Raw genomic sequence first — 24692 nt, forward strand, 5'->3', positions numbered from 1 at the left:
GCGGTGGCCCTGGCCTTCTCCTTTGCTGGATCGCTTACCGCCCAAGCCGAACCCGCACCCGTCGAGCAGGTCGAAGTCAAATCCCGCCCCATCACCCGCTTCCACATCGGCCGCGACGAAAAGCAGTTCGGCCCGCTGGAGTTCGTTGGCGGGCTGGAGATGACCTCGCGGTCGCGCAATTTCGGTGCGCTGTCGGCCATGCGCTTCCGCAAGCCGGGCAGCGATTTCATCGGCGTTGCCGACACCGGCTTCTGGTTCTTCGGCACGGTGACACGCGATGCCGACCAGCGGCCCACCGGCATTTCCGATTTCCGCATGGTGCAGATGGTCGACGAGGCCGGAAATCCGGCCGACGAAAAATGGCAGGTCGACGCCGAGGGCCTCGCCGTCAAGGACGATGTCGCGACCGTCGGTTTCGAACGCAACCACCGCGTCGCCCAGTTCCACATAAACCCGAACGATATGCGCGCGGCGTTCGGCCAGCTCGATTTCCTCGTGCCGGCGCAGGAGCTGCGCCAGAATCGCGGCTTCGAGACAGTCACTTACGCGCCCGAGGATAGCCCGCTCAAGGGCGCACTGGTCGTCGTTTCGGAAAAGAGCCTGGACAAGCAGGGCAATATCTTTGCCGCCGTGCTTTCAGGCCCGCGCAAGGGTGTCTTCACCGTCCAGCGCAGCGGCGATTTCGACATCACCGACGGGGCGTTCCTGCCCGATGGCGACCTGCTTCTGCTGGAGCGCAGCTATTCCATGGCGCGCGGGGTGCGGATGCGTCTCCGTCGCATCGACGCGGCAACGATCGCCAAGGGCAATGTCGTCGACGGCCCGATCCTTCTCGAAACCGACATGAGCTACCAGATCGACAATATGGAAGCGATGGATGTCTGGCGGCGCGCTGACGGTGCGGTGATGGTGTCGATGTTTTCCGACGACAACCACTCGATCCTGCAGCGGAATCTCTATCTGGAATTTATTCTAAGGGAAGATTGAGGGTTCTTCCCTCTCCCCGTTTACGGGGAGAGGGTGGCCGCGAAGCAGTTGGGTGAGGGGCAGCGCAAGCCTTCAAACATTGGCTCCGACCCTCATCCCCCTGCCGGGACCTTCTCCCCGTATAGTGACGGGGAGAAGGAAGACTTCATCTCAAGCCGCCATGTGCGCCGCGCCGGCCTGCGCATAATTATGCCCGAAGCGATTGGCCAGAAACGCATCCAGCGCGATGTCTTCCTGCCGGATGAAGCCCTTCTGCGGCAGCACACCGGAAGCCAGCATGTCGAGCACGGCGCAGATGCCTGAAGCCGTGGTGATCTGGATGGCGCTGCGGGCGGCATCGCCGTTGCCGCGGCTGTAGATCTTGTTGGCGTAGCTTTCCTGCAGCAGGCGGCCATGCTTGCGGCCGCTGACGGTGACGAAGATCACCACCACGTCCTGCATCGTCGCGGGCAGGGCGTTTTCCAGAATGTCCTTCAGCACCTCGCGGCGATGGCGCAGGCCGAGATCGTTGAGCAGCGCCTTCATGATCGCGGCGTGGCCGGGATAGCGGATGGTGCGGTAGTTCAGCGTGCGCACCTTGCCGGCATAAGTCTCGCACAGCGTGCCGAGCCCGCCCGAGGTGTTGAAGGCCTCGTAGGTGATGCCGTCGAGCGAGAACTCCTCGCGCTCCTCCAGCGGCGGCACGTCGACCAGCTCGCCCTCGACGATCGCCTCGCAGGGCTCGCAATATTCGTTGATGACGCCGTCGGTGCTCCAGGTCAGGTTGTAGTTCAGCGCGTTGGACGGGTATTGCGGCAGCGCGCCGACGCGCATGCGCACGCTTTCCAGCGTGTCGAAGCGTTGCGCCAGATCGTTGGCGACGATGGAGATGAAGCCCGGCGCCAGCCCGCATTGCGGAATGAAGGCGCTGGTGGCCGTGGCGGCCAGCTCCTTGACGCGGCGGGTGCTGGCGACATCCTCGGTCAGGTCGAGATAATGCACGCCCGTCTTGGCGGCTGCCTCGGCGATCTTCGTGGTCAGGTGGAAGGGGGCGGCGCTCAGCACCGCAAATTTGCCCGACAGAACGGCCTCAAGCGCACCATCCTGGCCGATATCGATCTGCCTTGCGGTGATGCCATGGCCGAGGTCCAGCGCATCGAGCTGCGCCTGCGCGCGGTCTATGACGGTGACGGCATAGTCGCCGGTTTCCGCCAGCATGCTTGCAATGGTCGCGCCGATCTTGCCTGCGCCGACAACTACGATCTCTTTCATGGTGGTGCCCCTCAAAATGCTTTCAATGCAGAATCATAACGCCGGGCAGTGTCGAAAGGCAGTTCCGCTTTGTACGAAATAGCGGTTGAATTTCTCAATTCGCCGAAGGAATATATCACAATGACGACAGACGCTGATCGTGCCCTGATTGCGCTGCTGCGCGAGAACGCCCGCGCCTCGACCGCCGAGCTGGCGCGAAAGCTCGGCGTGTCGCGCACGACGGTGCAAAGCCGCATCGAGCGGCTGGAGAAGCAGGGCATCATCGAGGGCTACGGCGTCAGGCTGGCGGCGGACTACGAGAGGAACCTCGTGCGTGCGCATATTCTGGTGACAGTTCCGCCAAAGCTTTCGGTGGCCGTCGGCGCCGAGCTTCGCCGCATTCCGGAGGTGCGCACGTTGCATTCGGTCAGCGGCAATTTCGACATGATCATCGTCGTCGAAGCGCCTTCGGTACGTGATCTCGACCTGCTCATCGACCATATCGGCGCACTCGACGGCGTCGAGCGCACCCTGTCGTCGATCATTCTGTCAACGCGGATCGATCGATAGAGCAAGAATCAGCCCGGCTTGACGGCGAGCCAGATGACATGGCGTGCGCCGCGCTTGCCGGTGGCACGTACATTCACTTCTTCTGACAAGAAGCCGGCCTGCTTGAGCCGTTTCGTGAAAGCCCTGTCCGGTCCTGACGACCATACGGCCAGCACGCCGCCGGGCCGCAGGGCCGTGCGCGCCTTCTGCAGGCCGGCGAGGTCGTAGAGGGCGTCGTTGGCCTGACGCGTCAGCCCTTCCGGGCCGTTGTCCACGTCGAGCAGGATGGCGTCGTAGGCGGCTTTTTCGCCAGCTATCAGCAGGCCGACATCTGTTTCCCGGATGGTCACGCGGGGATCGTCGAGGCAATCGCCGAACACCTCGGCCATCGGGCCTCGCGCCCATGCCACGACCGACGGGACAAGCTCTGCGACGGTGACTTTCGCGTCGCTGCCAAGTTCGGCGAGTGCGGCGCGCAGGGTAAAGCCCATGCCCAGGCCGCCGATCAGGATATGCGGGGATTTGCGGGGGCCGATCTTCTGGCAGGACAGTTTTGCCAGCGCCTCCTCGGAGCCGCTGAGGCGGCTGTTCATCAGCTCGTTGGTGCCGAGCATGATCGAGAATTCGGCGCCGCGCCTTTTAAGGCGAAGCTCGCCGCCGCCCGGGGTTGTCGCGGAATCGAGCTGGACCCAGGGAATCACTACGCGGCCACGGCCTGCTGGCTCCAGCGCATGGCGATCAGCCGGTAGGGGATCAGCGCGAAGACGGCGATGAGGAGCTTGACGGTCAGGTCGCCCAGCGCCCAGGAAATCCAGCGCGCGGTCTCGACCGGAAGCACGCCGAGCAGCGGTGCAGGCTCAAGCGCGAAGGCGTCGCTCGGGCCGGCGAAGGCGAAGGCAGCCGAGAAGGCAATGGAGAAGAAAATCACCGTGTCGAACACGGAGCCGACCAACGTGCCGAGGATCGGCGCGCGCCACCAGCTCTGGCGGCGCAGCCAGTTGAACACGGTCACGTCGAGAAGCTGCGCGCAGAGGAAGGCGGCACCCGAAGCCATGGCGATCCGCACCAGCCGGTCAGAGGCGGTCTCGAACTCGATAAGGCCATACTGGAACAGCAGCGGCGGCACGACGATCGAGCAGGCGACGGCAATCATGAAGCCGACAAAGACCACGCGACGTGCCATTTTCGGGCCGTAGCGGCGGTTTGCCAGGTCGGTGACGAGGAAAGCGAATGGATAGGTGAACGCGCCCCATGTGAGGATGTCGGCGAGCGCCAACGATCCGAGCTGTCCCTGCATCGGGAACTGCACGAGGATGTTCGATGCCACGACGACAAGCGCCATGGCGGCCACGAAGGGCAAATAACGATATGAAAAATTCATTTTTTTAGCCTGGGTGATGGAACCAGTTAGAGCATGGCGAGCCATGCTCACGGGAAGGCGGTTGTCCCCCGCCTAATTCCGGATTCAGGCGGCTACTTCAGCCGTCTTCTTGGCGATCTGCTTCTTCAGGAGACGCGCGCGCTGCGACAGCTCGGCAACGTCAGCCTTGGCGAGGAAAGCGTCGAGACCGCCGCGATGTTCGACCGAACGAAGCGCGTTGGCCGAAATGCGCAGGCGCACGTTCTGGCTCAGGGCTTCCGAGATCAGCGTCACCTTGACGAGATTCGGCAGGAACTTGCGCCGGGTCTTGTTGTTGGCGTGGCTCACATTGTTGCCGGACATAACGGCCTTGCCGGTCAGTTCACAAGCGCGGGACATTTTTTACTTACCTTCGATTCTAGAACGGGCCATATGATCGCGACGCACCAAAAAGCGGATGGGCGCAGTCTTATCAAGCGGCCGCATGGAAAAGTTGGCGTTCCATAGTGGCATTTGGCCGAGGCGTCAAGAGTGGTGCGCCCGCGGATCAAGCGCAAGCCGCGTGTTCGCGTAGCCCTTGCCGGCTATTCCTGTGCACAGGTCGAACCATTCGCAGCCGCCGCAGGCCTGCCGCACCGTTCCGGCCTGAAAAGCCGAGCGCATCTGCGACAGCCGGCTGGCGTCGAGGATAAAAACCTCTCCGGGGCAAACCGCACTGCCGGTAAGCGCTTCGACAGCTGCGGCGGCGCGCCCGTCGCGCTCGATCACGCTTTCGCGCCGGCAATGCGCGTCATCGTCGCCCAGCAGCGGCTGGCAGATGTCGTCCGGCCCGGCGACGAGGAGCATGTCCTCGCCCTTGCCGAGCCTTTCGACGATCCCATTGTAATTGGCCGTAAATGCCGCGCTATAGCCCTTGCCGGCGTAGGTCAGCATGCAAAGGAGATGGTGCGCGCGAATACGGACAGTCATGGCAGTGGCTCAGGCTTTCTGCTTGGCGCGGCGCGTTGCCTCGACGCTTGCGGTGGCGAGTGCCGACTTGACGATCGCGCCGATGATGAAGGGCGTCACGCCGTAGGTAATGGCATCGCTGACGCCGATCATGGCTGCCAGAACCGCTCCGCCGATGGCGAGGATCAGCGCATTGCCGACGAGCATGGCGATGACGCTGGTGATGAGATTGCCGTTGGTCCAGCCGCGCTCGGCCAGGTAGCCGACAAGGGTTGCAGCGATCGGGAAGGCGAAGAGATAGCCCGCCGTCGGGCCAGCGAAGTGAACGAGGCCGCCGCCACCGCCGGCCAGCACCGGCAGACCGAGCGCACCCTCGCCAAGCCATGCGATCACGGTGATTGCGCCGAGACGCCAGCCATAGAGCGCGCCGATGAGCGTCACCGCGAAGGTCTGCATGGTCATCGGCACCGGAAACATCGGCACTTCTATCCACGACGATGCGGCAAGGAACAGCGTACCCAGAAGCACCGCGGCGGCCTGCAGAGCGAGCGGGCGATCGGTCAGCCGCAGCGGCACGAAGGCGCCCTGAACGGTCGCGGTGGAAGAGGGATTGGTCATGAATGTTTCTCCGGTTCTGGCTGCCCTGTGGCGCCGACGGCTTCTTTTGGCGCGGCAGCTATTCCACAAGCCTATGGTGCCGTGCAACATGGGCCGGTACCAAATCTGGTGCTCCGCAGGGCTTCCTCGGTCGGGCGGTTCACACAATCGCCGGATTTTCAGGGTTGAAGATATTTTTGGGGACGTCGCATCGAATCCGATCCGAAAGGGCAAGGGCGCCATTGATGGCAGGCATTTTTTACGCAATTCCGATCGTTCTCGCGCTTGCTGGCCTGTCGATCGGCGATGCCGCCGCGCAAGCTTTCCGCAGCGAATACACGGTCTCCCTGCTCGGCTTCACCATAGCGCGTTCCAGCTTCGACAGCAGTTTTCAGGGCGACAAGTTTTCCGTGCGCGGTACCGTGGCGAGTGCCGGTCTTGCCCAGATATTCGACAGCACCAAGGGTAGCATCTCGTCCTCGGGCCGGTTCTCCGGCAATGATCCCCGGCCTGCCGCCTATGTCACGGACTACACGTCAGGCCGCAAGAAACAGAAGACCCAGATCAGCTTTGCCGGCGGTAACGTCGCCAAGACGGTCAACATCCCGCCGCTCAAGAAGCGCGGCGACGAGTGGGTTCCCGTCGGTCCCGGCGATCTTCGCGACGTTACCGACCCGATCTCGGCGACCCTGGTGCGCGCCGATCGCATCAAGGATGTGTGCCGCCGCACGGTGAAGATGTTCGACGGTGAAATGCGCGTCAATCTGGTGCTCGACTACGTATCGACAGATCCGGTGACCTTGCCGGGCTACAGTGGCGACGCTGTCACCTGCAGCGCGCGTTTCGTGCCCGTCGCCGGCTACAAGAAAGACCACAAGTCGATCGCCTATCTCAGGAACAGCAGCAAGATCACGGTGATGTTTGCACCGGTCGGCACAACCGGGATATATGCACCCGTCTACGCCACGGTTGGCACGCAGATCGGCACGATCACCATCCGCGCGAAGAAGTTCGAAGCAGTCGATTAAGGGGTGACGGCCCCTTGCGGGGGACAAATGGGGCGCGCAACACTCATCGGCTTTTCGGCAGTTGCCATGTGGGCGCTGCTGGCACTTCTCACCGACGCTTCGGGACAGGTTCCGCCCTTCCTGCTGTCGGCGCTCACCTTCTCTATCGGCACGGCTGTCGGCCTCGTTGCCCGCCTGTTCATGACACCGCCGGCACAGCCGGTGAAAATCCCGCCGCAGGTCTGGGTCATCGGCATTGCCGGCCTGTTCGGCTACCACTTCTTCTATTTCACTGCCCTGCGCAACGCGCCGGCGGTCGAGGCGAGCCTGATCGCCTATCTCTGGCCATTGCTGATCGTGCTTGGCTCGGCGCTGATGCCGGGCGAGAAGCTGCGCTGGAACCATATTGCCGGCGCGCTGCTCGGCCTTGCCGGCACGGTGCTCATCGTCACCAAGGGCGGCGCGCTGGATTTCGACAGCCGCTATGCCTTCGGCTATGCCATGGCCGCCGTCTGCGCCTTCTTGTGGTCGGGTTATTCGCTGCTGTCGCGGCGTTTTCCGGCGGTGCCGACCAGCATCGTCACATGGTTCTGCGCCGCCACCGCGATCCTTTCCTTCCTCTGCCATCTGGCACTTGAGGAAACCGTGTTGCCCGCCACCACCGGTCAATGGCTGGCGGTCGTCGGTCTCGGGCTGATGCCGGTGGGTGCTGCCTTCTATGCCTGGGATCACGGCGTCAAGCGCGGCAACATCCAGGTGCTGGGTGCGGCAAGCTATGCCGCGCCGCTGCTTTCCACACTGGTGCTGATTGTCGCCGGTTTCGCGCAGCCCTCGCTCAATATCATCGCTGCCTGTGTGTTGATCACCGGCGGTGCGGTGCTGGCTGCCAAGTCGCTGCTGTTCGGCAAGTCTCAAGCGGCGAGGGCGCAGGCATGATGCCCTTTCCCGGCGGTATCGAAGCGACGGCCAACGGCACGCTGTTCTTCTCGGCAATGTCGGCGCTGGTCTATTGCATGATGCTCGACGCGCCGCCGGCGATCCGGCGCACCGGCGTGAAAACTGCGGCGGTCGCTCTGCTGGCCTTGCTCGCTTTCCAGCAGGGCGGGCCGTTCCTGCTCGTCGGCGCGCTGGCGCTGAGTGCTGTCGGCGACGCCTTTCTGTCGCGCGATGGCGACAAGGCGTTTCTCGGCGGGCTCTGCGCCTTTCTTGCCGGGCATCTGTTCTACATCGTCCTGTTCGTCGTTTCCGGCAGCACGATTGCAGCGTTTCTGTCGTCGCCCTTGCGCATCGCCGGCGCTCTGGCCATGGGCGTCTTCGCCTTCGGCATGCTCAAGACGCTATGGCCGCGCGTCGATGCCGGCCTGCGGCTGCCGATCGCGGTCTATGTCCTGGCGATCCTCGCCATGGGCGTCACGTCGCTGACGCTGGATTATTCCTGGGCAATTTTGGGCGCTGTGTTGTTCATGGCCTCTGACGCGCTGCTGGCCACGGAAAAGTTCCTGCTGCCCGCCGGCTCGCCGCGCGGCGTCTGGAGGCGCTATGCCGTCTGGGTGCTTTATTATGCGGGGCAGGCGCTGATTACGCTCGGGTTTCTGCTGGGGCGGTAGGCTCCCAGCCCTTCTCCGCCAGCTCGAACTGCGCGAACTCAAATCCCGGCGCTACGGTGCAGCCGACCAGCGTCCAGTCGCCAAGGCTTTGCGCCGTCTGCCACCAGCCGGCGGGCACGACATGCTGCGGACGCTCGCCTGCCGCAAGATCCGGCCCGAGGCGATGCTCGCTCACGCCGCCGCCTTCCTGATGCATGCGCAGCGTCAACGGTGCCCCGGCATGATAGTGCCAGACCTCGACGGCGTCCCGGACCCGGTGCCAGGCCGAAACATCACCCTTTTCGAGCAGGAAATAGATTGCCGTCGAATGGCCACGCGGATTGCGCGCCGTCGCGTCGCGAAAGGTCTCGGCATACCAGCCGCCTTCCGGGTGACGCTTCATGCCCAGCGTCTCGATGATCGACGCGGCGTCCATCGTCAGAATACGTCCTTGCGCTTGCGGATCTCGGCGAAGACCTCGACGTCGGAAGCCTTTTCCAGCCCAAGATTCTTGCGGATCGCCGGGTCGTGCCAGCGCAGGAAGGGATTGGTCGCCAGTTCCTCGCCGATCGTCGTCGGCAGCGTCGGCTTGTCGTCGGCACGCAGCTTTTCGATCCTGGCCGCACGTTCCTTCAAGGCCGAATTGGTCGGGTCGACCGACAGCGCGAAGCGGGCATTGGCCAGCGTGTATTCGTGGCCGCAATAGACCTTGGTTTCCGGCGGCAGTGCGGCGAGCTTCTTCAGCGATTCGAACATGGCCGCCGCCGGCTTCTCGAACAGCCGCCCACAGCCCAGCGCAAACAGCGTGTCGGCGGTGAACACCACCTTGGCGTCCGGAAAATAATAGCAGACATGGCCGGCCGTATGCCCCGGCGTCTCGATGACATGGACCTGCTGGCTGCCGAAGCTGAAAACCGAGCCGTCTTCCACCGTTTCGTCGATGCCGGGGATTTTTGCCGCTTCCGCCTCCGGTCCGATGATACGCAGGCCGAATCGCTCCTTCAGCGCCAGGTTGGCCTCGACGTGGTCGGCATGGTGATGCGTGGTCAGGATCACGTTCGGCGTCCAGCCGGTGCGACGCACCGCCGCCAGAATCGGCGCCTGTTCCGGCGCGTCCATGAGTGCGGTCTGCCCGGTTTCGCCGTCATGCACCAGAACGCCGAAATTGTCGCTCCGGCACATGAATTGTTCGATCCTCAGCGTCATCGGCAGTCTCCTTGGTTTGGTGGCGACGATAGGGCTGGCTTCAACCTGTGCCTAGTCCGGAAATGTTTCAACGCGTTGCGTGTAAATCTGAAACGCGGCGCGCCTATATGTCGATTGTGCCTTCGGATGATCGTGAGTATCGGTGTGAAGCCAGACGCGAGAAGGCGCGCGAGACCAGATTTCGCGAAGTGCGGTGTCCAGCAGATAGGGGCCGAGTTTTCGGCCCTGAAATTCGCCAATCAGGCCGAAGTGGGTAAGTTCTACTTCCGGGATTCCTACGCCATGAAATTCACAAAGGCCGGCGCTCTTTCCGATAACGCGCAGGACATAAATATGTGTGGCTGGGTTGCCGAGAAAATGGTGGAGCTCATCTGCCGGCATCCGTAACCGCTGGTCCCACTGCAACGGCTCACCAACGGCGCGATATAGAACCAGGTAGTCCGCCGGATCGAGGGTTTCCCGCCCTATGCTGACACCGGCGATTGGCATGGGGAGGGCCGCACCTCTCGGTGGCGCCACCATCTCCATGTATGTGACAAGAAGGTCGACCATGCTGCCTCAAGACCGGAGGGCCCATGCCGCGAGCCCGATGTTCCCACCGGTTAGTGCCTATCGCTGTTCGTCATTGCAACCCGGCTCGATCCAAACCGCGATTGGGCCAAGCCCTTTGTTGTGCTTGCGCGGCAAGGCCGCTACCGTCGCGCCATGAATTCGGACATTGTCGATCTTCGTTCCTTCTACAGCACCACGCTCGGGCGCGTCGCCGAGCAGTCGATCGGCATGGCGCTGGCCTCGGTCTGGGCCGGCATTCCCAATGAGCGGCTGGTCGGACTCGGCTATGCGCTGCCCTGGCTCGACCGCTTCGGCAGCGATGCCGAGCGGGTCTTTGCCTTCATGCCGGCAACGCAGGGGGCGGTGAACTGGCCGCCGTCGCGGCCGTCTTCCACGGCGCTGGTGTTCGACGAGGAACTGCCGCTGGTCGATTCCTCCATCGATCGCATGCTGCTGGTGCATTCGCTGGAACATGCGGAAAATCCGCGCGAAACGCTGAAGGAGGTCTGGCGCGTGCTGTCGCCGGCGGGCCGTGTCGTCATCGTCGTGCCCAACCGGCGCGGCGTCTGGGCGCGCTTCGAGCACACGCCCTTCGGCACCGGCCGGCCGTTCTCGCGCGGCCAGCTCAACGAGCTGCTGCGCGATGCCAATTTCACGCCCTCGGCCTGGTCGGAGGCGCTCATGTTTCCGCCCTCGCGCCGCCGTTTCATGCTGCGCTTCCACAATATACTCGAGCGCTCGGGCCGGCGTTTCTGGCCGATCTTTTCCGGCGTCATCGTGGTGGAGGCACAGAAGCGCCTCTACCAGGGTGTGCCAGTCGCCCAGCGCGCGTCGCGCCGCGTCTTCATGCCGGTGCTGACGCCGCAGGGCGCCGGGCGCCATGCGCGGGAAAGCACGGGTTCTGACCCTAAGCCGGCTGCATGACCTCTCTGCCTCGCGTTTCGGCCGGGTCGATGAGCAGCGAGAGCGCTGCGGCTGCTATTGCCGTCATGCCGGCGATCTGGAAGGCGAGAACGTAGTCGCCCTGCATCTCGCGCAGCGCACCGCCGAAGAAGGCAGCAGTCGCCGCGCCGACCTGGTGGCCGGCGACGATCCAGCCGAACACCAGCGGGCCGGAGCGGTCGCCGAAGGATTCATTGGCGAGGCGCAGGGTCGGTGGCACGGTGGCGATCCAGTCGAGCCCGTAGAGGATGGCGAAGATCGTCAGGCTCAGGCCCGAGAAGCCGGAATAGGGCAGGTAGATCAGCGACAGGCCGCGAATGCCGTAATAGACGCCGAGCAGTTTTCGCGGATCGAAACGGTCGGTGAGCCAGCCCGACAGCGTCGTGCCGATCAGGTCGAACACGCCCATCAGCGCCAGCAGGCCGGCGGCGCGAACCTCGGGAATGCCCATGTCGCCGCAGAATGCGATGAGATGCGTGCCGACGAGGCCGTTGGTGGTGAAGCCGCAGATGAAGAAGGTGGCGAAGAGATACCAGAACACTCGCGTGCCGGCGGCGCGGCGCAGCGTGCCGAGCGTCGTGGTGAGGAAATTGCCTTGGGTGGCGGGCGCGTCCTGCTCGTTGTCGCCTTCGGCCCCATAGCGCGCCAGGCCGATCGAGGAGGGCCGCTCCGGTACCAGGAAATAGACCAGCGGCAGGAGGGCGGCGGTCGCGATCGAAACCGTGATCACCACCGGCCGCCAGCCGCCATACTGCGCAAGCGCTGCCAATGCCGGCAGGAACACCAGCATGCCGGTGGCGCTCGAGGCCGACATCAGGCCCATCATCAGGCCGCGATTGGTCTTGAACCAGCGGTTGACGATGGTGGCGCCCAGCACCGAGGCCACTGCACCTGAGCCGATGCCGGAAAAGATGCCCCATGTGGCGACCAGGTGCCACGGCTCGGTCATGAACAGGCTGAGCGCGGTGGAGGCCGACATCAGCGCGATCGACGCCATCACCGTGCGGCGCAGGCCGACCCGGTCCATCAATGCGGCCGCGAACGGGCCGGCGAGACCGTAGAGGAAGATGCCGATGGCGGCTGCCAGCGAAATCGCGTCGCGCCGCCAGCCGAAGGCTTCCTCCAGCGGCAGCATCAGCACGCTGGGTGCCGAGCGCATGCCGGCGGCGATCAGCAGCGAAACAAAGATGACCGCGACAACCACGAAAGCATAGCGCTGGCCAAAGGGACGGTTCTGTATTATGTTCATGTTACTGACCGGTACGTTTCAGAATACGCATTGATACGTACCGGTCAGTAACATTGTCAAGCGAGTTTATTCATGTCACCCGAAAAAGCTGCTACGCAACTGTCAGAAACTGCCAATTCAGATGAGGCGACGCCACCGCTACGCGCTGCCGATCGCATATTGGGTGTGGCGCGAAACCTGTTCTATCGCGAGGGCATCCGCGCCATCGGCGTCGACGAGATCGTGCGCCAGGCCGGCGTCACCAAGCCCAGCCTTTACCGCAGCTTCCCGTCGAAGGACGAGCTCGCCGCGTCTTATCTGCGCGCCTATGAGGCCGAGTTCTGGGAGCGCTTCGACGAGGCAGTGGCGGCTCATCCGGGCGATCCGCGCGCGCAGATCAAAGCCTTTCTCACCCGCGTCGGAAAGCGGGCGGTGACGCAGGACTATCGCGGCTGCGGCATGACCAATGCGGCGGTCGAATATCCCGAGCATGACAATCCGGCCCGCCAGGTGGGCGAAAACAACAAGCGTGAATTGCGCCGCCGCCTGCGCGCCATGGCTGCCGAAATGGGCGCCGAGGATGGCGACACGCTGGGCGACGGCCTGCTGCTTCTGCTCGAAGGTGCCTATGTTTCGGGCCAGCTTTTCGGCCCCGGCGGCCCGGCGGCATCCGTTGCCGTCAACGCCGACCGGCTGATCGCGGCGAGTTTGAAGGGATAGGCTTCGGGCTCTATTCCGAGCCCACCAGCCGTCGCGGTTCGCGTTCGGGCAGAAGTTCGCCGGATATCTGTGTGACGTTTTCAGAAGGGCGTGTGTCCGCCTGCTCGACCTCGCGCAGCCATTCGCGCCAGATCGCAACCAGCAGCGCCATCAGCACCGGACCGATGAACAGGCCGAGGAAACCCATTGTCTTCACGCCGCCGATCAGGCCGAAGAAGGTCGGCAGGAAGGGCAGCTTGATCGGCCCGCCGACGAGTTTGGGCCGCAGCGTCTTGTCGACGATGAACAGCTCGATCGCGCCCCAGGCAAACAGGCTGATGCCGGCAATGGGCGAGCCGCGCGCCACCAGATAGGCCGAGACGAGCGTGAACGACAGCGGTGCGCCGCCCGGTATCAACGCCATGACGCCGGTCAGCACGCCGAGCGTCACCGGCGAGGGCACGCCGGCGATCCAGTAGGCGATGCCCAGCACCACGCCTTCGCCGATGGCGATCAGCGTCATGCCGGTCACCGTCGAGCTGATGGTTGCCGGCACCACGCCGGAAATCCGCTCCCAGCGCGTCGGCAATATGCGTTCGCCGAGCCGGCCGATCTGGGCTGCGAAACTCTCGCCGTCGCGATAGACGAAGAACAGCGCAATCAGCATGAAAAGCAACGTCAGAAGCAGGTTGAACGCCCCGCCGCCGGCGGCCAGAACGCCGCGATAGATGCTGCCGATATTGGCGCCACTGATGATCTGGATAAGTTCGCCAATCGCGCCGGGATGGCCGATATAGCGCGTCCATTGCTGGTCGAACCATTCGCCCGCGATGGGCAGGGCGACTATCCAGGCGGGTGTCGGCGCGCCGTGCTTGTTGGTCTCGACGGCCCAGCCGAACCATTCCCGCACCTCGTTGACGGTGTAGGTTCCGGCCAGCACGATCGGCACGACGAGGAAGGTGACGATGAACAGGATCGCCAGCGTGGCTGCGACTGTCCTGTTGCCGGAAACGGCGTCGAGAAGCCTGCGGTACAGCGGCCAACTCGCAAAGGCGATCACCAGCGCCGCCAGAACCGGCACCAGGAAACCGTTGAAGAAATAGATGCCGGCGGCGACGATCAGCACCAGCAGCCAGCGCGCTGCCGTCAGCGGCGGGATCAACGGAATGCGCGAGGGCGTGGAAAGGCCAAGCAGGCGTGGTTCCCGTCTGGACGTTCCGTATTCCGGGTCGCTCAAAAGCTTTTTCTCCTGCGGCAATGGCGCATCTTCATCTTCGTAACCCTTTTGGGTGGAGAGCACCAAGCGTTTTCGCGCGGGCGTCGGCATTTGCCAATCGCGCCTTGGCGATTCGCCGATGTCAGTGCGACCGTAGCCGGAGAATCGTACGGGGTTGTGACATGGCGGCGCTTTTGGGAATGGGTGCGTCCTTCGAGGCTCGCTGCGCTCGTACCTCAGGGGAGGGAGGGCAGCGATGAAGTGCGTCGGCGTATTCTCCCCCCTTGAGGGGGAGATGGCGCGCAGCGCCAGAGGGGGTCGGTTAAGGCAGCGCGCAGCGCAAAAGGAACGTCGAGCACTGCCGCAGCGACCCCGCCCGGCGGCTTTGCCGCCACCCTCCCCTCAAGGGGGAGGGAGAGGGCTACGCCCCTCCGACATCTTCCAGATTGAAAGACGTCGTCTGATAGACCTGGTTGATCCAGTTGCCGAAGAGCAGGTGGGCGTGCGAGCGCCAGCGGTTGAGCGGGGGGCGGGCAGGATCGTTGTCGGGGTAATAGCCGTGCGGGACGTCGATCGGCGTGCCGGCGGCGACGTCGCGGTCGTATTCGTCCTTGAGCGAGGTGGAATCGTATTCGATGTGGTTGAACATATAGAGCCGGTTGCCGGCCGTTTCAGCCAGCAGGCAGGGGCCGGTCGCGTCCGATTCCATCAGTAGGTCCAGGCCCGTGTCCGCTTTTATGTCGGCGCTGCGCACCTCCGTCCAGCGGGAAACGGGGATGGCGAAATCGTCCGAGAAGCCTGCAAGATAGGGCGAGGCTGGCGCATGGTTGCGATGGCGGAAGACGCCGAAGGCCTTCTTGTCGAGCGTGTATTTGGGAACCTGGTGGAAATGCCAGGCGGCGGCCATCGCTCCCCAGCAGATGAAGAAGGAGGAGTGGACGTTGGTCACCGTCCAATCGAGGATACGCTGGAGCTCGTTCCAGTAGGTGACATCCTCGAAGTCCAGCAGCTCTATCGGCGCGCCGGTGATGATGAAACCGTCGAACTTGCGGTGCCTGACTTCCTCCCAGGTCCGGTAGAAGGAAATCAGATGCTCCTCGGGCGTATTCTTCGCCACATGATTGCCGATGCGCACCAGCGTCAGCTCCACCTGAAGCGGCGAGGCGCCGATCAGCCGCGCGAACTGCGTTTCCGTGCGGATCTTGTTGGGCATCAGGTTGAGCAGGGCGATCTGCAGCGGACGGATGTCCTGGCGCAGCGCCGTGCGCTCGTCCATCACGGACACGCCTTCGCGTACAAGCACCTCACGGGCGGGGAGCTGATCGGGAATCTTGATCGGCATCGCACAAACTCCAAAACAAAAAAGACCGGCGGCGAAATCGCTACCGGTCCGAACGAATTGAGTCGTTATCGGTCCCTTTAGCGACTTATTTAACGTGGCTGCAAGCCGACCGGCCAAATCACCACGGAACGTGACAGTCTTTTACGACTGCGCCGGAGCGCCGTCAACGGGCAAGCTTTTTCTCGACAAGCGCACCGGCGACTTGTATTTCGCTTGCGTCTCGAAATTCCCCAAAAACCCGGACAATTCCCGCGATGACGAAAGCCAATGAGCCCAGCCGCCCCCAGCCGAAACCCGGCGTCATGGACATTGCGGCTTATATCCCCGGCAAGAGTGCTGCGCCGGCGGGGGTCACCAAGGTCTACAAGCTGTCGTCCAACGAGAACCCGCTCGGTGCATCGCCGGCAGCGATCGAAGCGGTGCGCGAGGTCGCGGGCAAGCTCGAATTCTATCCCGACGGCTCGGCTTCGAAGCTGCGCCAGGCGATTGCCGAGGCGCATGGCCTGAACCCGGCCAACATCGTCTGCTCCAACGGCTCCGACGAGATCATCGGCCTGCTTGCCCAGACCTATCTTCAGCCGGGTGACGAGGGCGTCTACACCGAGCACGGTTTTCTCGTCTACCAGAACTACATCAAGGCTGCCGGTGCTGTGCCGGTGGTGGCGAAGGAGACCGAGGAGCGCGCCGATGTCGACGCCATCCTCGCCGTTGTGACGCCGAAGACGAAGGTCGTGTTCCTCGCCAATCCAAACAATCCGACCGGCACCTACATCCCGTTCGAGGAGGTGCGCCGCCTGCACGCGGCCCTGCCCAAGAACGTGCTCCTGGTGCTCGATGCGGCCTACGCCGAATATGTGCGCCGCAACGATTACGAGGCGGGCGTTGAGCTCGTGGCCGGCGCGCAGAACGTCGTCATGACCCGCACTTTCTCAAAAATCCACGGCCTTGGTGGCGCGCGCATCGGCTGGGTCTATGCGCCTACGCACATCATCGAGGCGATGGAGCGCATGCGCGGGCCGTTCAACGTCAATGCCGTTGCCATCGCGGCCGGCGTGGCGGCGATGGGCGACCGCGCCCATGTCGAGCGCACGGTGGCGCATAACGAGAAGTGGCTCGGCTGGCTGAGCGAAGAGCTTTCCGGGCTCGGCCTGAGGGTCACGCCCAGCGTCGGCAATTTCGTGCTGATCCATTTCCCGGACGATGCCAGGCATTCGGCGGCAGCGGCGGACGATTATCTGAGTGCGCGGGGCTATATCCTGCGGCGCGTTGCCGGCTACGGTTTTCCCAACGCGCTGCGGATGACAGTCGGAACCGAAGACGCCAATCGCGGCGTAGTCGCCGCACTCACCGAATTCCTGAAAAGTTGAAGAAATGTCCGAACCCCTGTTTGAAAAGATAGCCCTTGTCGGCATCGGCCTCATCGGCTCGTCGCTGGCGCGCGTCATCCGCCGGGAGAGCCTTGCCGGCCACGTTTCCATCGCCACCCGCAGCCCTGAAACACTTGCCCGCGCCGAGGAACTGAAGCTCGGCGACAGCTACACCACCAGCGCCGCCGAGGCGGTGAAGGATGCCGATCTCGTCATCATCTCGGTGCCGGTCGGGTCTTCCGGCGCGGTCGCTGCCGAAATCGCACCCGCGCTGAAGGCCGGCGCCATCGTCACCGATGTCGGCTCGACCAAAGGCTCGGTGATTGCGCAGATGGCCCCGCATATGCCGGCCAATGTGCATTTCATCCCCGGCCACCCGCTGGCGGGCACGGAAAAATCTGGCCCCGATGCCGGCTTTGCCGACCTGTTCGAAAACCGCTGGTGCATCTTCACGCCGCTGCCGGGCACCGACCCGGAAGCGCTCGAAAAGCTGTCGGAGTTCTGGCGGCGCTGCGGCTCCAACATCGACACGATGGACCCCGAGCATCACGACATGGTGCTGGCGATCGTCTCGCATTTGCCGCACATCATCGCCTACAACATCGTCGGTACGGCGGACGATCTGGAGGCGGTCACCAAGTCGGAAGTCATCAAATATTCGGCGTCCGGTTTCCGCGACTTCACCCGTCTCGCCGCCTCGGACCCGACCATGTGGCGCGACGTGTGCCTGCACAACAAGGACGCGATCCTGGAAATGCTGGCGCGGTTCTCGGAAGACCTGGCGTCGCTGCAGCGGGCGATCCGCTGGGGCGATGGCGACAAGCTGTTCGATATGTTCACGCGCACCCGTGCCGTGCGCCGCTCGATCATCGAGGCCGGCCAGGAAATCGATGCGCCCGACTTCGGCCGCCAGGCGATCGAGCATCCAGCCAAAACGTCGTAAAGGCGCGCAGCGCTATTTCAGCGGCGGGACGTTCCCGAGCTTGATGAAGCCAAATGAAGCCCTGCCCTTGCTGATCTTCAGGGGCAAGGATGGCGCACTGCCGAGCATGGAAAGAGCTGCAAACCCCTGCTGAATCTGCTCGCTCTTTTCCGGGATCGCCTCGCTGAGCGCCATCGCCAGTCCCTGCGGGTCGCGGACGGTGAGCTTGAACTGCGCGTCCAGCAACCCGTCCTCGCCCACCGAGAAGGGTCCGCTCAGGGAGAGGCCGGCTGTTTCGCTGGTGGAGAGATCAAGCGAGCGGATCGTGCCGGACTGGCCGCGCAGCGACTGGGCCTTCTGGGCGATAAGCGTCACGCCGTTCTTGACGGTGAGGTCGGTGTCGCCGGAGAGCAGGGGCAGGGTTCTGCCCTCGACCAGCGAGGAATCCAGCGCCAATCCGGCGAAGCTGCCGGCGAGGTCGAGGTCCTGGCCGTTCGGGCGCACATGGCCTTCGAATGTATCGGCGGCGAGCAGAGGGGCACCGGCATCGGTAGCCGCCTTCAGCATCTTGCCCTCCACTGAAACGCGTTCCGGCAAAGGCTGCGCCAGACGCACGCTGGCGCGCAGATTGTCCCAGGTCAGCGCAAGCGGCTGGCTCTGAGGCACGTCGATGCGCGCCGGTCCGTCGATTTCAGCGATCAGGTGGGTCGGGTCGTAGATCTGCCCCGCCGAGCGGAAGTTGCCTGCCGAAACGCTGACGCCACGGCCGGCATCTTCGAAGGCGACGTGGTCGCAGAAAAGGCCGAGGCGGAACGGATAGCCGCGTGCGACCGGATTGGTGCATTCGGCAACCATGCCGTCGCGGTTCAGCGAGGCGATCTCGGCTTTGGCCTTGGTCTCGACCTTGCCGGCCAGATAGAACCAGCCGACGCTGTAGCCGCCGAACAGCAGCACGACGAAGGCCGCCAGCCAGAGGATGCGGCGGTTGTAGTTCGGCTTCGAAAGTTCGGTTGCAGTCATTGGCGCGTCGATCCCTTTATCTGCGCACTATCTTTTCCGGTCCATGTGACATGAGAGCAAAAAGCGGCTTCCCTTTTTGCCATCATGCTCTACCCATGACCCGAAGCGCAGTGCTTCGATTACGACTTGGCTTGGCGATATGGGCGATTTTTGGGTTTTTGGCTATGGCTCGCTGATCTGGCGGCCCGGTTTTGCACATACGGAGACCAGACGCGCCCATCTTTATGGCTATCGTCGCTCGCTTTGTGTCCGCTCTTTCGTTCATCGCGGCACGCCTCAGCGTCCCGGCCTGGTGCTTGGCCTCGACCGCGGAGGCTCCTGTGTCGGGCTCGCCTTTCGCGTGCCGGGCGAATTGCGCGACGAAGTGATCGCCTATCTGCGCGAGCGCGAGCTGGTCACGAATGTCTATCTCGAACGCACGCAAACCGTGCGCCTGGATGACGGCGAGAAGGTCGACGCTGTCTGCTACGTCGTCGACCGCGCGCATGAACAATATGCTGGCAATCTCGATGAAGCCGAGGCGGCGAGGATCGTCCTGGGCGCGGTCGGCCAGTCGGGCGCGAACGAGGACTATGTTTTGAGCACTCTGGAGCATCTGGAAGCCCTCGGCATCAGGGATCATTGGCTGGAGGATGTCGGGCGTCGGCTGGCCGTTTGACCGGCATGCTCGCATTTATGTGAGGATAAAAAAGGCCTTCCGGGTTTGAACCTGCCTGCTGCAAGGTTTAGCTTTCAGGGATGCCCGTGCGGTTCTCGCGCTGGCCCGAAAATCACGGAGTACCGATCTTGCAAAAACGTCGCCTTGGTCGCACGGACCTTTCAATCGCGCCGCTGGTTTTCGGTGGCAATGTCTTTGGCTGGACCGCCGACGAAAAGACCTCCTTCGACCTGCTCGACCGCTTTACGGATGCCGGGCTGAACACCATCGACACGGCGGATGTCTATTCGCGTTGGGTGCCCGGCAATTCGGGCGGCGACTCCGAAACGATCATCGGCAAGTGGATGAAGGCGCGCGGCAACCGCGACAAGGTCGTGGTGATCACCAAGGTCGGCGCGGATATGGGGCAGGGCAAGCGCGATCTTTCCGCTGGCTATATCGAGAAGGCGGTCGATGCATCGCTGAAGCGGCTCCAGACCGACGTCATCGACCTTTATCTTTCGCACTGGCCCGACGATGCGACACCCTATGAGGAGACGCTCGGCGCATACCAGAAGCTTATCGCTGCCGGAAAAGTCCGCCATATCGGCGCATCGAACCTCGACGCCGAGCAACTTGGCGAGGCCCTGAAAGTCTCGAAGGAAAAGAACCTGCCGCGCTACGACGTGCTCCAGCCGGAATACAATCTCTACGACCGCCCGAGCTATGATGGCGCGTTGCGCGATCTCTGCATGGCCGAGGACATCGGCGTCATCACCTATTACAGCCTCGCCAGTGGCTTTCTCTCCGGCAAGTACCGCAGCGAAGCCGACCTCGCCAAAAGCGCGCGCGGCGGTGGCGTGAAGAAATATCTCGACGCGCGGGGCCTGGGCATCCTTGCTGCACTGGACGCCGTTTCGGCCCGCCATTCGGCCACGCAGGCCGAGGTGGCCTTGGCGTGGATCATCGCCCGCCCGGGCGTCACCGCGCCGATTGCCAGCGCAACTTCGGTGGCCCAGGTCGACAACCTTATCAAGTCGGTGTCGCTGAAGCTCGATCAGGCCGATATTGCGGAACTGGATAAGGCCAGCGCCTAAACCTCGACGCCCAGCTCCTTTAGCCGCTTCACCGCCGTTGGTGGCAGTGCCGGCGGGTTGGGCGAGGTCGCGGCCTCGATCAGATACTGGTCGCAGGCCGCTTCCGTTTCGCTGATCAGGCGGCGCATGAATTCTTCCTTGCTCAATCCCGGCGGGATCGGCGGCAGGTATCGCGCCTTTATCGTGCCGGGATAGCGCATGAATTTGCGGCGTGGCCAGTAGAGCCCCGCCACATGCGCCACCGGCACGACCGGCACGCCAAGCTGGTTGTAGAGCTCGACGATGCCCCATTTATATGCCGGCTCGTCGCCGGGCGCGCGCCGCGTGCCTTCCGGATAGATGATCAACTGGCGGGGGTTGCGCGCCATTTCCGCCTTGGTGGCGGCAACGACGGCTTTCAGCGCCTTGGAGCGGCTGCCGCGATTGACCGGGATCATCCGCATCTTGAGGATGTACCAGCCGAAGAACGGTATCCATGTCAGCTCGCGCTTCAGAATGTAGAGGCCGTCGGGAATGTCCTGCAGGAAGGCGATGGCGTCCCAGAAGGACTGGTGCTTTGGCGCCAGTATGTAGGAGCCCTGCGGCAGGTTTTCCTGGCCGGTGATCTCGCTTTTCGTGCCGGCGACCTTGTCCTGCAGCCACAGGCTGGTGCGGCTCCAGAATTTCGGCACGAACCAGGCGCGGTGACGCGGCGACAGGAAATAATAGGGCGTCCAGAAGATCATCTGGACGATCAGATTGGCGTAGAAGAGGACGTTGAACGCCAGCGAGCGGATTTGGACCATGGGTGAAAGCCTGAGGAGGATATCAGCGCTGGTTACACCAACTGCCCGGAAAAGGAAAACCGGACTGGCCGGTTATCTCCAAAGGGCCTAGTTCGTCGCCCTGGTGGAAGCCTCGACCAGCACCACGCCGTCCGGCGTCGAGCGCAGGGGCACCACCGTGCGGGCAAGGGCGCCGAGATATTTGGTGTATTCGGTGAACAGCACGCGCACCGCTTCAGGCTTGGTCATCCAGGTGCCGTTGTCCAGCCGCGTATTGACGACCGGATAGGGTTTCAGGTTGGCCTTGTCGATGAACCGGCCCATTTCGAGCAGGCTGCGCGGCATGTGGTAATTGTTGGTGACGAGGATGACGCTGCCATATTCATGGCTCTCGACCCATTTGGCGCTTTCCTCGGCATTGCCGATCGTGTCCATGGCCGCGTAATCGATATCGACGCAGCAGGAAAACAGCGTCTTGTCGCCCCCCGTTGCCGCCTGGAGCGACTTGCGCCCCGCCGCAGGATTGACGCCGCTGATGAGCAGGCGCTGGCCCTTGCCAGACTTGAGCAGGTCGAGTGCTGCATCGATGCGCGACTGCCCGCCGGTGAGCACGATGATGGCGTCCGCGCTGGGTGGGTTCGCAGGCGTGCTCAGGCGGCTTACATAGTCGGCGAACCAGCCAAAACCGGCGGCAAAGACGACACCGGCGGCAACGGTTGCGAAGGCTGCAGCACGCAGAAATCTGGCAAAACGGCTCGACGGCTTGCGCCGGGGCGCAGGCATGAATGCCGGCGGAGTGCCGCCAACCGTCCGATCCGTTCCGAATCCGTCCATACCGCTATGGTCAGCTTTCATTAGCGTCTGTGCAAATGCCGCATTTGCACATTGCGTTACATCGCGTTGCCAATCGTGATTGCCAGCTCCGGAGGTCGCTATCGCTACGTTTCTGCGCATTCTAGCCTCCATCCGGATGGCTGACGTCGATGTCATTGAGATAGGCCACGACCGTCACATGTGAAGTGGCGGCGGTGAGCGCCCCGATGATGAGGACGACCAGCGCCACGCCGCCATAACCGGCGGCCCCTATGGAAAAATTGCCGAACAGGGCGGTCGCCTGGTCGGCCTGGGGGGTAGCCAGATTGCGCGACGACCAGAACCAGAAAAAGATGAAGACGATCATTGCCGCTATGCCACCGGCGGCCGCCCCCTTCATGCCGGTCAGCAGGAAGTGCGTGCGGAACTGGCTGGCGATGAAGCCGGCCTCCGCGCCGACGAAGTGCAGGACTTCGATGATGTGCCCATTGCCGGCCATGGCGCCGCGCGTGGCGAAGACCACCGTCAGCACCGTTGCCGACAGCATCAGCACCAGCACAGCCATGCCGAGCGTCACCGTGGTTCGCGCCATGGCGACCAGCCGGTCGACCCATGTGCGGTGATCGTCCAGCGTCGCACTCGGCACGTCCGGCTGCAGCATCTGGCGCATGGCGGCGAAATCGGGTGGATTGTTCTCGTCGATGGTGACGATCACCAGCCGCGGCACCGGCAGCTCGTCGATGTTCAGGCCGGAGCCGAGCCATGGCTCGAGCAGCCGTGCGGTGGCCTCGCGATCTACGATCTTGGTGCTGCGTACGCCGGCAAAGCCGCTGGCGATACGGGCGGCATTGGCAAGGGCGGCGTCCATGTCCAGCCCGTCGACCGGCTTGATCTGGATCGTCGCCTCGCGCGCGATCTGGTTCTCCCAGATCGACGCCGTGTCGCGAACCAGCGTGACCGCACCAAGCGTCAGGCAGGACAGGAAGGTCATGATGGCGATGACGAAGACAAGCGCACGCCCGGCGATGTTCTGCGGCGGCACGATCGGCGCTGTCTTGCGCTGGGCGCGGACCGGGCGGGCGATTGTTTCTTCTTCGTAGTTGCTGTCGGTGGCCTGATGCAGCTCAGTCATAGATATCGAGCCTTCCATTGGCCAGAATCATGCGCCGCGCGTCGACCTGCTCCATCAGGCCGAGATCATGGGTTGCGATGACCACGGCCGTTCCCAGCCGGTTCAATTCGATGAAAAGCCGCAGCAAACGCCGCGCCAGCGGCGGGTCGACATTGCCGGTCGGCTCGTCGGCCAGCAGGATTTCCGGCTGCTCGATCAGCGCGCGGGCAATCGCGGCGCGCTGTTTCTCGCCGCCCGACAGGACCGGTGGCAGCACATGCATGCGCTCGCCGAGCCCGACCCATTTGAGCAGTTCAGTCACGTCGTTGCGGTAGCTCGCCTCCTCGCGGCCGCGCACGCGCAGGGGCAGGGCGACGTTCTCATAGGTCGTCATATGGTCGAGCAGGCGAAAATCCTGGAACACCACGCCGATGCGCCGCCGCAGCAGCGGCAGTTCCTGGCGCGAGATGCGCGAACGATCCTTGCCGAAGACCGAGATCAGCCCGCGCGTCGGTTTCAGCGACAGGAACAGCAGGCGAAGCAGGGTCGTCTTGCCGGCACCCGAAGGCCCGCTCAGGAACTGGAACGAGCGCTCCGGGAGCTGGAAGGTGATGTCGCGGAGAATCTCCGGACCCATCCCGTATCGCAGGCCGACATTCTCGAAGCGGATCAAGTGTAAAAACCTTGGGTGTTGCGGGCCGTCATCGCGGCCAGTTCATCAAAAAGACCATCGGCTTGTATGGTTAACCCTTGGTTAATTTTCACGTCAAATCCGGCCCTGATTCGCCCACGGTTGCGAAGCATTAACCAATTCCGTTTACCTCCGGAATCGGGGAAGTTCGAAAGGATAGCCCATCCGCTATGGCAGAGGGTCGCACCGCACGCCCGGTTTCCGGCGAAATCATGACGGGCGCCTCGGTCGAGGCAGCCATTGTATGGCCTGTGCAGGACGCTGCCGATGTGGTCGATGCCGACTACGAGCTTGTTTCACCACCACGCCACGCACCCGTTGCGCCTGAAGCCGAGCCTGCAGTCTTCGCGCCCGCATCTGCGCCGGTCGACGGTATGGGAATGCTGCTGAGCGATCCGGCGCAGCCGACAGCCGGCCGGCGGGCATCGCGCGGCGGGCCGATCTTCTGGGTTTTCGGCCTCGGTCTCGCGGCTGGAGCCTTCTGGGTTTCCGGCGGGCATGAGCTGGTGCGGCAGGCATCGTTCCTCAGCACTGCGCAGGCTGCCCCCGGCTTCACCATTTCCGGCGTCACCTCGCGGATCGATACTATCGGCGCGCGGCCTGTTCTGTTCGTCGATGGCCAGGCCTCGAACAGCGGCAATATGGCAGCGCCCTTGCCGCCGCTGGAGATCCACGTCACCGGCACCGACGGCCAAATCGCGCGTTACAAGCTGGGGACAGCGGACAAGCCGTTGGCTCCCGGTGGCAGATTTACCTTTTCGAGCCGGCTCGAGGTGCCTAAGAACGGGGTAAGGACCGTTTCGGTCGCCTTCGGAGATTAA

30 protein-coding genes and 1 riboswitch are annotated in these 24692 nt (G+C 63.5%); of the genes, 12 read left to right on the forward strand and 18 right to left on the reverse strand.

The window, feature by feature from the left end:
• The first annotated feature begins 9 nt into the window (after positions 1-9).
• Positions 10-987, forward strand: coding sequence for an esterase-like activity of phytase family protein (locus tag DZG07_RS05825; protein WP_245429631.1), 978 nt, complete (start codon positions 10-12; stop codon positions 985-987).
• Positions 988-1137: 150 nt separating this feature from the next.
• On the opposite strand, the gene DZG07_RS05830 is transcribed toward DZG07_RS05825, so the two are convergent.
• Positions 1138-2253 (reverse strand): saccharopine dehydrogenase family protein, encoded by a 1116-nt coding sequence (locus DZG07_RS05830; protein WP_119815066.1) that lies wholly within the window; start codon positions 2251-2253, stop codon positions 1138-1140.
• A 105-nt stretch (positions 2254-2358) separates the two neighbouring features.
• Here DZG07_RS05830 and DZG07_RS05835 point away from each other — a divergent pair, with 105 nt between their 5' ends.
• Positions 2359-2787 (forward strand): Lrp/AsnC family transcriptional regulator, encoded by a 429-nt coding sequence (locus DZG07_RS05835; protein WP_091910321.1) that lies wholly within the window; start codon positions 2359-2361, stop codon positions 2785-2787.
• 8 nt (positions 2788-2795) lie between these two features.
• Here the strand turns inward: DZG07_RS05835 and DZG07_RS05840 are convergent, their stop codons facing one another.
• The 5 genes from DZG07_RS05840 to DZG07_RS05860 all read right to left on the reverse strand — a co-directional run bounded on the left by DZG07_RS05840 (position 2796) and on the right by DZG07_RS05860 (position 5692).
• The gene (locus DZG07_RS05840) at positions 2796-3467 is read right to left on the reverse strand and encodes a hypothetical protein (protein WP_119815069.1); all 672 of its coding nucleotides are present in this window, start codon (positions 3465-3467) and stop codon (positions 2796-2798) included.
• The gene (locus tag DZG07_RS05845) at positions 3467-4147 is read right to left on the reverse strand and encodes a queuosine precursor transporter (RefSeq protein WP_091909893.1); all 681 of its coding nucleotides are present in this window, start codon (positions 4145-4147) and stop codon (positions 3467-3469) included. The genes DZG07_RS05840 and DZG07_RS05845 overlap by 1 nt, the downstream gene beginning before the upstream one ends.
• An 84-nt stretch (positions 4148-4231) precedes the next feature.
• Positions 4232-4525, reverse strand: coding sequence for a 50S ribosomal protein L28 (rpmB, locus tag DZG07_RS05850; protein WP_091909895.1), 294 nt, complete (start codon positions 4523-4525; stop codon positions 4232-4234).
• A 126-nt stretch (positions 4526-4651) separates the two neighbouring features.
• The gene (locus tag DZG07_RS05855) at positions 4652-5095 is read right to left on the reverse strand and encodes a DUF1284 domain-containing protein (protein WP_119815072.1); all 444 of its coding nucleotides are present in this window, start codon (positions 5093-5095) and stop codon (positions 4652-4654) included.
• Between the two features lie 9 nt (positions 5096-5104).
• Positions 5105-5692: a biotin transporter BioY gene (locus tag DZG07_RS05860; RefSeq protein WP_119815074.1), complete on the reverse strand. Its 588-nt coding sequence runs from the start codon at positions 5690-5692 to the stop codon at positions 5105-5107.
• A gap of 224 nt (positions 5693-5916) precedes the next feature.
• Between DZG07_RS05860 and DZG07_RS05865 the strand changes: the two genes are divergently transcribed.
• Genes DZG07_RS05865 through DZG07_RS05875 form a run of 3 tightly spaced genes read left to right on the forward strand, consistent with a single transcriptional unit; the run spans position 5917 to position 8285 of the window.
• Positions 5917-6699, forward strand: a complete 783-nt coding sequence (locus DZG07_RS05865) for a DUF3108 domain-containing protein (protein WP_091909904.1) — start codon at positions 5917-5919, stop codon at positions 6697-6699.
• Between the two features lie 27 nt (positions 6700-6726).
• Positions 6727-7614, forward strand: coding sequence for an EamA family transporter (locus DZG07_RS05870; protein WP_119815077.1), 888 nt, complete (start codon positions 6727-6729; stop codon positions 7612-7614).
• The gene (locus tag DZG07_RS05875; protein WP_119815080.1) at positions 7611-8285 is read left to right on the forward strand and encodes a lysoplasmalogenase; all 675 of its coding nucleotides are present in this window, start codon (positions 7611-7613) and stop codon (positions 8283-8285) included. Before DZG07_RS05870 ends, DZG07_RS05875 begins: the two co-directional genes overlap by 4 nt.
• Here the strand turns inward: DZG07_RS05875 and DZG07_RS05880 are convergent.
• The 3 genes from DZG07_RS05880 to DZG07_RS05890 are packed head-to-tail and all read right to left on the reverse strand — an operon-like array spanning position 8257 to position 10022.
• The gene (locus DZG07_RS05880; protein WP_119815083.1) at positions 8257-8700 is read right to left on the reverse strand and encodes a cupin domain-containing protein; all 444 of its coding nucleotides are present in this window, start codon (positions 8698-8700) and stop codon (positions 8257-8259) included. The two genes, DZG07_RS05875 and DZG07_RS05880, sit on opposite strands and share 29 nt — an antisense overlap.
• A gap of 2 nt (positions 8701-8702) precedes the next feature.
• Entirely contained in the window at positions 8703-9470 is a 768-nt protein-coding gene (gloB, locus tag DZG07_RS05885) for a hydroxyacylglutathione hydrolase (protein WP_119815086.1), read from the reverse strand.
• A gap of 51 nt (positions 9471-9521) precedes the next feature.
• On the reverse strand, positions 9522-10022 hold the full coding sequence (locus DZG07_RS05890) for a GNAT family N-acetyltransferase (RefSeq protein WP_119815089.1): 501 nt from the start codon (positions 10020-10022) through the stop codon (positions 9522-9524).
• Between the two features lie 153 nt (positions 10023-10175).
• Between DZG07_RS05890 and DZG07_RS05895 the strand changes: the two genes are divergently transcribed.
• Positions 10176-10946, forward strand: a complete 771-nt coding sequence (locus tag DZG07_RS05895) for a class I SAM-dependent methyltransferase (RefSeq protein WP_119815092.1) — start codon at positions 10176-10178, stop codon at positions 10944-10946.
• Here the strand turns inward: DZG07_RS05895 and DZG07_RS05900 are convergent.
• Complete coding sequence (locus DZG07_RS05900) at positions 10930-12213, reverse strand: MFS transporter (RefSeq protein WP_119815095.1); 1284 nt, start codon at positions 12211-12213, stop codon at positions 10930-10932. The two genes, DZG07_RS05895 and DZG07_RS05900, sit on opposite strands and share 17 nt — an antisense overlap.
• Positions 12214-12285: 72 nt before the next feature.
• On the opposite strand from DZG07_RS05900, the gene DZG07_RS05905 reads away from it, so the two are divergent.
• Entirely contained in the window at positions 12286-12912 is a 627-nt protein-coding gene (locus tag DZG07_RS05905) for a TetR/AcrR family transcriptional regulator (RefSeq protein ID WP_091909927.1), read from the forward strand.
• A gap of 10 nt (positions 12913-12922) precedes the next feature.
• On the opposite strand, the gene DZG07_RS05910 is transcribed toward DZG07_RS05905, so the two are convergent.
• Together DZG07_RS05910 and metA are read right to left on the reverse strand one after the other, a co-directional pair.
• Positions 12923-14128 (reverse strand): AI-2E family transporter, encoded by a 1206-nt coding sequence (locus DZG07_RS05910; RefSeq protein ID WP_244537731.1) that lies wholly within the window; start codon positions 14126-14128, stop codon positions 12923-12925.
• Positions 14129-14528: 400 nt separating this feature from the next.
• Positions 14529-15449, reverse strand: coding sequence for a homoserine O-succinyltransferase (metA, locus tag DZG07_RS05915; protein WP_119815101.1), 921 nt, complete (start codon positions 15447-15449; stop codon positions 14529-14531).
• A 56-nt stretch (positions 15450-15505) separates the two neighbouring features.
• Positions 15506-15584: riboswitch (SAM riboswitch) on the reverse strand.
• A 119-nt stretch (positions 15585-15703) separates the two neighbouring features.
• Here metA and hisC point away from each other — a divergent pair.
• Together hisC and DZG07_RS05925 are read left to right on the forward strand one after the other, a co-directional pair.
• Positions 15704-16816, forward strand: coding sequence for a histidinol-phosphate transaminase (hisC, locus tag DZG07_RS05920; protein WP_119815104.1), 1113 nt, complete (start codon positions 15704-15706; stop codon positions 16814-16816).
• Between the two features lie 4 nt (positions 16817-16820).
• The gene (locus DZG07_RS05925; RefSeq protein ID WP_162931561.1) at positions 16821-17759 is read left to right on the forward strand and encodes a prephenate/arogenate dehydrogenase family protein; all 939 of its coding nucleotides are present in this window, start codon (positions 16821-16823) and stop codon (positions 17757-17759) included.
• 12 nt (positions 17760-17771) lie between these two features.
• Here the strand turns inward: DZG07_RS05925 and DZG07_RS05930 are convergent, their stop codons facing one another.
• On the reverse strand, positions 17772-18758 hold the full coding sequence (locus DZG07_RS05930; protein ID WP_119815107.1) for a DUF2125 domain-containing protein: 987 nt from the start codon (positions 18756-18758) through the stop codon (positions 17772-17774).
• Positions 18759-18897: 139 nt separating this feature from the next.
• Here DZG07_RS05930 and DZG07_RS05935 point away from each other — a divergent pair, with 139 nt between their 5' ends.
• Both DZG07_RS05935 and DZG07_RS05940 read left to right on the forward strand, forming a co-directional pair.
• A complete protein-coding gene (locus DZG07_RS05935) occupies positions 18898-19416 on the forward strand; it encodes a gamma-glutamylcyclotransferase (protein ID WP_119815109.1) in 519 nt (172 codons plus the stop codon).
• A gap of 128 nt (positions 19417-19544) precedes the next feature.
• On the forward strand, positions 19545-20492 hold the full coding sequence (locus DZG07_RS05940; protein WP_119821437.1) for an aldo/keto reductase: 948 nt from the start codon (positions 19545-19547) through the stop codon (positions 20490-20492).
• On the opposite strand, the gene DZG07_RS05945 is transcribed toward DZG07_RS05940, so the two are convergent.
• From DZG07_RS05945 to DZG07_RS24330, 5 genes are all read right to left on the reverse strand, one after another.
• Positions 20489-21277 carry a 1-acyl-sn-glycerol-3-phosphate acyltransferase gene (locus DZG07_RS05945; RefSeq protein WP_119815112.1) on the reverse strand — a complete coding sequence of 263 codons (789 nt, stop codon included), beginning with the start codon at positions 21275-21277 and terminating at the stop codon, positions 20489-20491. The two genes, DZG07_RS05940 and DZG07_RS05945, sit on opposite strands and share 4 nt — an antisense overlap.
• 87 nt (positions 21278-21364) lie before the next feature.
• Positions 21365-22039 carry a YdcF family protein gene (locus DZG07_RS05950; protein ID WP_244537719.1) on the reverse strand — a complete coding sequence of 225 codons (675 nt, stop codon included), beginning with the start codon at positions 22037-22039 and terminating at the stop codon, positions 21365-21367.
• Between the two features lie 172 nt (positions 22040-22211).
• A complete protein-coding gene (locus DZG07_RS05955) occupies positions 22212-23201 on the reverse strand; it encodes an ABC transporter permease (protein ID WP_119815115.1) in 990 nt (329 codons plus the stop codon).
• A complete protein-coding gene (gene ftsE / locus DZG07_RS05960) occupies positions 23194-23853 on the reverse strand; it encodes a cell division ATP-binding protein FtsE (RefSeq protein WP_091909963.1) in 660 nt (219 codons plus the stop codon). The genes DZG07_RS05955 and ftsE overlap by 8 nt, the downstream gene beginning before the upstream one ends.
• Positions 23850-23984, reverse strand: coding sequence for a hypothetical protein (locus DZG07_RS24330; protein WP_280141809.1), 135 nt, complete (start codon positions 23982-23984; stop codon positions 23850-23852). The genes ftsE and DZG07_RS24330 overlap by 4 nt, the downstream gene beginning before the upstream one ends.
• A 57-nt stretch (positions 23985-24041) precedes the next feature.
• On the opposite strand from DZG07_RS24330, the gene DZG07_RS05965 reads away from it, so the two are divergent.
• Positions 24042-24692: a hypothetical protein gene (locus DZG07_RS05965; RefSeq protein ID WP_119815118.1), complete on the forward strand. Its 651-nt coding sequence runs from the start codon at positions 24042-24044 to the stop codon at positions 24690-24692.

It is taken from the genome of Mesorhizobium sp. DCY119 (assembly GCF_003590645.1).
Classification (GTDB): Bacteria; Pseudomonadota; Alphaproteobacteria; order Rhizobiales; family Rhizobiaceae; genus Mesorhizobium_M.